This window comes from Nocardia sp. TBRC8007 (assembly GCF_056629435.1).
Genome location: NZ_JBWSOR010000011.1, coordinates 103,264 through 109,959 on the forward strand (window position 1 = coordinate 103,264; position 6,696 = coordinate 109,959).

At 63.8% G+C, this 6,696-nt stretch carries 4 protein-coding genes; all 4 read left to right on the forward strand.

The window, feature by feature from the left end; all coding sequences use genetic code 11:
* Positions 1–196: 196 nt before the first annotated feature.
* Positions 197–811 carry a TetR/AcrR family transcriptional regulator gene (locus ACX4ZE_RS12330; RefSeq protein ID WP_480273525.1) on the forward strand — a complete coding sequence of 205 codons (615 nt, stop codon included), beginning with the start codon at positions 197–199 and terminating at the stop codon, positions 809–811.
* A gap of 179 nt (positions 812–990) precedes the next feature.
* The gene (locus ACX4ZE_RS12335; RefSeq protein ID WP_480273512.1) at positions 991–1,638 is read left to right on the forward strand and encodes a TetR family transcriptional regulator; all 648 of its coding nucleotides are present in this window, start codon (positions 991–993) and stop codon (positions 1,636–1,638) included.
* 357 nt (positions 1,639–1,995) lie between these two features.
* On the forward strand, positions 1,996–5,601 hold the full coding sequence (gene mfd / locus ACX4ZE_RS12340; RefSeq protein WP_480273513.1) for a transcription-repair coupling factor: 3,606 nt from the start codon (positions 1,996–1,998) through the stop codon (positions 5,599–5,601).
* A gap of 113 nt (positions 5,602–5,714) precedes the next feature.
* Entirely contained in the window at positions 5,715–6,392 is a 678-nt protein-coding gene (locus tag ACX4ZE_RS12345) for a nucleoside triphosphate pyrophosphohydrolase (protein ID WP_480273526.1), read from the forward strand.
* Positions 6,393–6,696: the final 304 nt, after the last annotated feature.

Below are 6,696 nucleotides of genomic sequence, written 5' to 3' on the forward strand. Positions count from 1 at the left end.
GTCGGGTCCGCGAGTATCGGCGGAGGTGCCTTCGGGTGTGGTTCACAGTCTCGTCACCGGGTGCTCGGAGGGGAACGAGGGGCGATCGGGAGCGCTGTCGATCGGTCTGGAAAAGTTGACCATGGCGATAGTCACGTCCGGGCGAGGAGGTGGAACGGTGTCTTCGAGCGAGTCGCATCGGGTATCCCGTCCGCGTATGACGGGTACTCAGCGGCGTAAGCAGTTGATCGAGATCGGTCGCGCGCTGTTCGCCGAACGCGGATACGACGCGACCTCGATCGAGGAGATCGCGCAACGCGCCCAGGTCTCCAAACCCGTGGTCTATGAACATTTCGGCGGCAAGGAAGGGTTGTACGCGGTTGTCGTCGATCGTGAGATGTCGATGCTGCTCGATATGATCACTTCTTCGCTCACCCGTAACCGATCTCGGATTCGTCTGGAACAAGTGACGCTGGCGCTACTGACCTACATCGAAGAACGGACCGATGGGTTTCGAATTCTGGTGCGCGATCAGCCCGCTGCTACCGCCGAGGGAAGGTACTCCAGTCTGCTCAACGAGGCGGCCAATCAGGTGGCGCATATCCTTGCGGGTGATTTCGAACGTCGTGGGTTCGACACCAGCTTGTCCACATTGTACGCCCAGGCACTCGTTGGGCAGGTCGCCACCGCTGCGACCTGGTGGCTGGACGAGCGCAAACCCTCGAAAGAGGTCGTGGCGGCGCATCTGGTGAACTTGTGTTGGAACGGGCTGAGTCACCTGGAAGCCGACCCGCAATTGAGCTCGGAATGGCGTGCGGGCACTGGGGAATGACCTATTGTTAACCAGCGAATTGCGCGATAGGTACAGCCAAATGCTCGAATCCGCTGCTGTACGCGCGCCTGGTGGTACGGTTCACCCATCCTTTGTGTGCTGTTCGGATGGTGAGTCGGTCAACTTCGGGATGTCGGTCTACTTCAGGATGGCTGGTTTTGGGATGACAGGCGGATCTGATGGCTAGGCAAGCGCGCGCGGAAATCACCCGCGATTCCGTTCTGGCAGGCGCTGCCGATGTCTTTCTGCGCTTGGGGTACGCGAACGCGAGCCTGAGCGAGATCATCGCGCAGTCCAATGTGACCAAGGGCGCCTTGTACTTTCACTTCGGCTCGAAGGAAGAGTTGGCCCGCGCCGTGGTCGACCAGGGGAACGAGCGATTGGTCAGCTCATGCCAGGGGTTCTTCGATCCCCGGGTGCCGGCCCTGGAAGCGTGTATCGGCATCACCTATGTCGTCGCGGACCTATCGATGAACGACCCGATGGTCGGCGCCATGCTCAAACTGACTCATCAGATCGGCGATTACCGCGGTGCGCAGGGTGACAACATCGCCAAGACTTGGGGCGAGACCTATCGGCTGCTCGCCGAGCGAGCCATCTCCCAAGGCGATCTGGTCTCCGATCTGGATGCGGAGATCATCGGCTTGTTGCTCCAGGAGATGGCCGCCGGTGTGCACATCATCGCCGTCGGCACGGAGACGATCGACCAGATGGCGATCCGAATGGAACGCGCCTGGTACTTCCTGCTCCCGTCGATGGTTCCCCCGGAGAAGCTGTCCTACTTCCGCGAGTTCGCCGCCCGGCGGTTACGCCGGTACGTGCCGTAATATCTTGCCGCCTCCGCGGGCCGCGAACGGTGCTCGTTCCGGCCTCGGCTCGTACACAGGGTCCGGTCGGTGTGGCCGCGCGTGGTGATAGACGGGGTGTCGGGTCGCGGCCGCCGGGTGGTTCTTTGTCGGGTGACGGGCGTTGTCGTGGCCTGACGCCGGTGGGGCCGGCCGTGCTCTGCCCGGACGTCCTGGAGTGGGCGCAGTGGGAGGTTTTCCAGCGGCTGGGGCGGTTGGGCAAGGCCGCGGATCGCTGTGGTCGCACGGGCACAGCAGGTGCCGGGGATTACGCGTGGAACAGCACTACTAGACTCGGTTGGCCGCTCGAAACGCCCCGCTTGCGCTCAGGAGTTGTCGATGTCCACCTACCGCCCGCCATTGGCGGGATTGGCCGCCGCGGCCGGCGCCGATGCCGCGCTGCAAACGGTTGCGGAGCTGATCGGTACCGCATCGGTCGAATTGGTCGCGCCGTCGTCGGCGCGGCCATTCGTCGCGGCGACGATCGCGGCTGAGCGATCGCTGGTCGTGGTCACCGCGACCGGCCGTGAGGCCGATGATCTGACTGTAGAACTCACGGAGATACTCGGTTCGGCAGTCGCCCAGTTCCCGTCCTGGGAGACGTTGCCGCATGAGCGGCTTTCTCCCGGCGCGGATACGGTTGGGCGCAGGCTGGAAGTGCTGCGCCGGATCGCGCACCCCGGCGATCCGCACTTTCCCGAGCGGTTGCGGGTTGTGGTGACCACGGTGCGGTCGTTGATGCAGCCGATGGCGGCTGGGCTCGGCGATATCGAGCCGATAGTGCTTCGGGTCGGCGCCGAGTTCGTTTTCGACGAATTGCTTACGCGGCTGGTCGAATTCGCCTATACGCGGGTCGACATGGTGGGTAAACGCGGCGAATTCGCGGTGCGTGGCGGCATCGTGGATATTTTCCCTCCGACTGCGGACCATCCGGTACGGGTGGAGTTCTGGGGCGACGAGATCACCGAATTGCGGCCGTTCGCCGTCGCGGACCAGCGCTCGCTGCTCGATATCGCGGTGGACGTAGTTGTCGCCTCGCCGTGCCGGGAGCTGCTGCTCACTGCCGCGGTGCGCGAGCGCGCCGCAGAGGTCGCCGTGGCCAATGCGGCTGATGCGGCGTTGGTGGAAATGCTGGAGAAATTGGCACAGGGTATCCCGGTCGATGGCATGGAAGCGTTGCTGCCGGTGCTGCAACCCGGTGAACTGCGGCTGCTCACCGATGTGCTCTCCGAGGACACCTACGTGCTGCTGTGCGATCCGGAGAAGATCCGTACCCGCGCAGCCGACTTGGTTCGCACTGGCGAGGAGTTCCTGGAAGCGTCCTGGACGGCGGCCTCCTTCGGTGGTGCCGCACCGCTCGGTGGACACGGGCTCGATCTGGCTGCCTCGGCCTATCGCCCGTTGTCGGAGATCCGTGCGAGCGCAGAGCGACTCGGCCTGTCCTGGTGGACGCTGAGCCCGTTCACTTCCGGCGACTCGGTGGAGGTTGTGCTGCCCGTGCAGTCGGGGCCCGCCGCCCGCGGCTCCGATGAGCTTGTGGCGACCCTTTTCGCCTCGTTGCGCGCGCACCTGTCCACTGGTGGCCGGGCGGTTGTGGTCGTCGCGGGACACGGTACGGCGCAACGTATTCTGGAGCGCCTGGCCGATGCAGAGGTCCCTGCCGCGCTGCTGAAGGCTGCGGCCGAGCCCGCCGAAGGCGTGGTCGGTGTGCTGTGCGGTTCGCTGCACGATGGTGTGGTGTTCGAGAACACCGGACTGGTGGTTGTCGCCGAGTCCGATCTCACCGGGAACCGGGTCGCCACGCAGGCCGAGGGTAAGCGGATGCCTGCCAAACGTCGCAATCAGGTCGATCCGCTCGCGCTGAACGCCGGTGACATGGTGGTGCACGATCAGCACGGAATCGGCAAATTTGTCGAGATGATCGAGCGCACTGTAGGCAACGCCCGACGCGAGTACTTAGTGATCGAATACGCGCCGGGCAAGCGCGGCCAGCCCGGCGACCGGTTGTTCGTGCCGATGGAATCGCTCGATCAGCTCTCCCGCTATGTCGGCGGCGAGATGCCGAGCCTGTCCAAGCTCGGTGGCTCGGACTGGGCCAATACGAAACGCAAGGCGCGCAAGGCTGTTCGTGAGATCGCCGGTGAGCTGGTGCAACTGTATGCTGCCCGTCAGGCCGCGCCTGGCCATGCGTTCGGGTCGGACACACCGTGGCAGCAGGAGATGGAGGACGCGTTCGCGTTCACCGAGACCGTCGATCAGATGACTGCCATCGCCGAGGTGAAAGCGGATATGCAGAAGCCGGTCCCGATGGACCGCGTCGTCTGTGGCGATGTCGGCTATGGCAAAACCGAGATCGCTGTGCGCGCGGCGTTCAAGGCGGTACAGGACGGCAAGCAGGTCGTGGTGTTGGTGCCGACCACCTTGCTCGCACAACAGCATCTGCAGACTTTCACCGAGCGGGTGGCAGGCTTCCCGATCACCGTGAAGGGCCTGTCTCGATTCACCGACCAGGCGGAGTCCCGCGCAGTGCTGGAGGGGATGGCCGACGGTGCCATCGACATCGTAGTCGGTACGCACCGGTTGTTGCAGACCGGCGTGCGCTGGAAGGACCTCGGCCTCGTCGTGGTCGATGAGGAGCAGCGCTTCGGCGTCGAGCACAAGGAACACATCAAAGCGCTGCGTACCCATGTCGATGTGCTCACCATGTCGGCTACCCCGATCCCGCGCACCCTGGAGATGAGCCTGGCGGGCATCCGCGAGATGTCGACCATCCTCACCCCGCCGGAAGAGCGCCATCCGGTGCTCACCTATGTCGGCGGCTATAACGACAAGCAGGTTACCGCCGCCATTCGGCGCGAACTGCTGCGCGACGGCCAAGTGTTCTATGTGCACAACCGGGTATCGTCGATCGACAAGGCAGCCAAACGGTTGCGTGATCTGGTGCCGGAGGCGCGTGTGGTCGTCGCGCACGGCCAGATGAACGAGGACATGTTGGAGTCCACCGTGCAGGGCTTCTGGCAGCGCGAGTACGACGTGCTGGTGTGCACCACGATCATCGAGACCGGTCTGGACATCTCCAACGCCAATACGTTGATCGTGGAACGCGCCGACGCGCTGGGGCTTTCCCAGCTGCACCAGCTGCGCGGTCGAGTCGGGCGTAGCCGGGAACGCGGGTATGCCTACTTCTTGTATCCGCCGGAGAAACCGCTCACCGAGACAGCCTACGACCGCCTGGCTACCATCTCGCAGAATTCCGACCTGGGCGCGGGCATGGCAGTAGCGATGAAAGACCTGGAGATCCGCGGCGCGGGCAATGTGCTCGGTGCCGAACAGTCCGGCCATGTCGCCGGCGTCGGTTTCGACCTCTACGTGCGTCTGGTCGGTGAGGCAGTGGAAGCGTACCGCGCGGCCGCCGATGGCACACCGATCACCACCGAGGAGGTCAAGGAGGTACGCATCGACCTGCCTGTCGACGCGCATATCCCGTCCGACTACATTGCCAGCGATCGGCTCCGGCTAGAGGCCTACCGGAAACTCGCTTCTGCCCAAGATTTTTCAGCTTTGACTTCGGTCGTCGAGGAACTCCTCGATCGCTACGGGTCACTGCCGGTCGAGGCCGGACGTTTGGTTTCGGTGGCCAAGCTGCGGCTGCTCGCTCGCGAATACGGGGTCACCGAAATCGCGGTCACCGGAACGACAGTGAAAATCTCGCCGCTGCATCTGCCCGATTCCAAGCAGTTGCGGCTCAAGCGCATCTACCCGAGCGCCGGATATCGCGCCACCTCAGGGGTGGTGCAGCTTCCGCTGCCGCGCGTGCACGACAGCGTCGGCGCCGAGCGCGTCCGTGACGTCGCGTTGCTGCAGTTCGTCGCAGACCTGCTGTTGGCGCTGGATGGAAAGGCACAGGGCGCGGTCGACCTCGCCGTCGAACTGGTGCACCTATGAGCACAGCAGGCCGCGACGAATCCGTTTTGCGTGCCGCACGGCATCGCGCTGCCCAGCGGCCGTTATCCACCAAGGTGGCTGCCTCCGTAGGGGATGGTGGGTCTGCCACGTCGATGGACACGGCGACGATCGCGTCCGGGCTGGCCGAAGCCGTCGAGGTGATGGACCGGCTCTGGCATTTCGGCGGCTGGGAGGTCACCCAGACCCATGACTCGCTGCGCCCTTATCTGCTCGAGGAGACCTACGAGCTGCTCGACGCCATCCAGCACAACGATCGAGAAACTATCAAGGAAGAACTCGGCGACCTGTTGCTGCAAGTGTTGTTCCATTCCAGGATCGCACAGGCCGCAGGTGAATTCACCGTCGACGACGTAGCAGCCGCCTTGGTCGCCAAGCTTGTCAACCGTAGCCCGCATCTCGCCGATGCCGTGATCGATCCCGCCACTTCGCGGGAGGAGCGGATCGCCGAGCAGGAACGCGCCTGGGAGGAACGCAAGTCCGCGGAGAAGTCCCGCCGCTCTTGCCTGGACGGGATAGCGATGGCCCAACCCGCGCTCGCCCTCGCTGAGAAAGTCATCGCCCGTAGTGCCAAAGCGGGTCTGCCTGCCGATCTCCTCCCTGAAGTGCTGCGTGTTGTTCGTCTCGGCGAGTTGGAAAGCGCTGAGGAGCGCCTCCGCAAGGCAACGCTCAGCTTCGCAGCCGCCGTTCGCACGGCGGAAGGCGCAGCGGAAAGAGCTCGGGGTCAACACCTTCCGCTCACTGCTGCGGATTGGCGTGCGTTCTGGACTTGATGCGACACAGACGCCGCAGAACACTTCCTGACGGCTCAGCGCAGTTAGATAGGTGTGGAGACAGTGTCGTTGATGCCTTCGGCGACAGTGACGGCCATGGAATCGCGCGGGTTTCAGCTGAAGACGGGACTATAACGGATCAGCAGATCTATTGCCGTAGCGCTGAATTCGAGGCTTACTGGATGGAGCAGTGCCAGCGCGGCATCGACACAGATGCCGTAGAACGCCTATCGCCTATCGCCTATCGCCTTGTGCAGCTACTGGAGGACAGTACCATGCCTACTCTTGTTTCGTTGTCACCGGT

What these genes read in the sequence shown, in the direction of transcription:
- ACX4ZE_RS12330 (WP_480273525.1), top strand. Translation starts at nt 197, where the DNA reads ATGACGGGTACTCAGCGGCGTAAGCAGTTGATCGAGATCGGTCGCGCG.
- ACX4ZE_RS12335 (WP_480273512.1), top strand. Translation starts at nt 991, where the DNA reads ATGGCTAGGCAAGCGCGCGCGGAAATCACCCGCGATTCCGTTCTGGCA.
- ACX4ZE_RS12345 (WP_480273526.1), top strand. Translation starts at nt 5,715, where the DNA reads ATGGACACGGCGACGATCGCGTCCGGGCTGGCCGAAGCCGTCGAGGTG.
- mfd (WP_480273513.1), top strand. Translation starts at nt 1,996, where the DNA reads ATGTCCACCTACCGCCCGCCATTGGCGGGATTGGCCGCCGCGGCCGGC.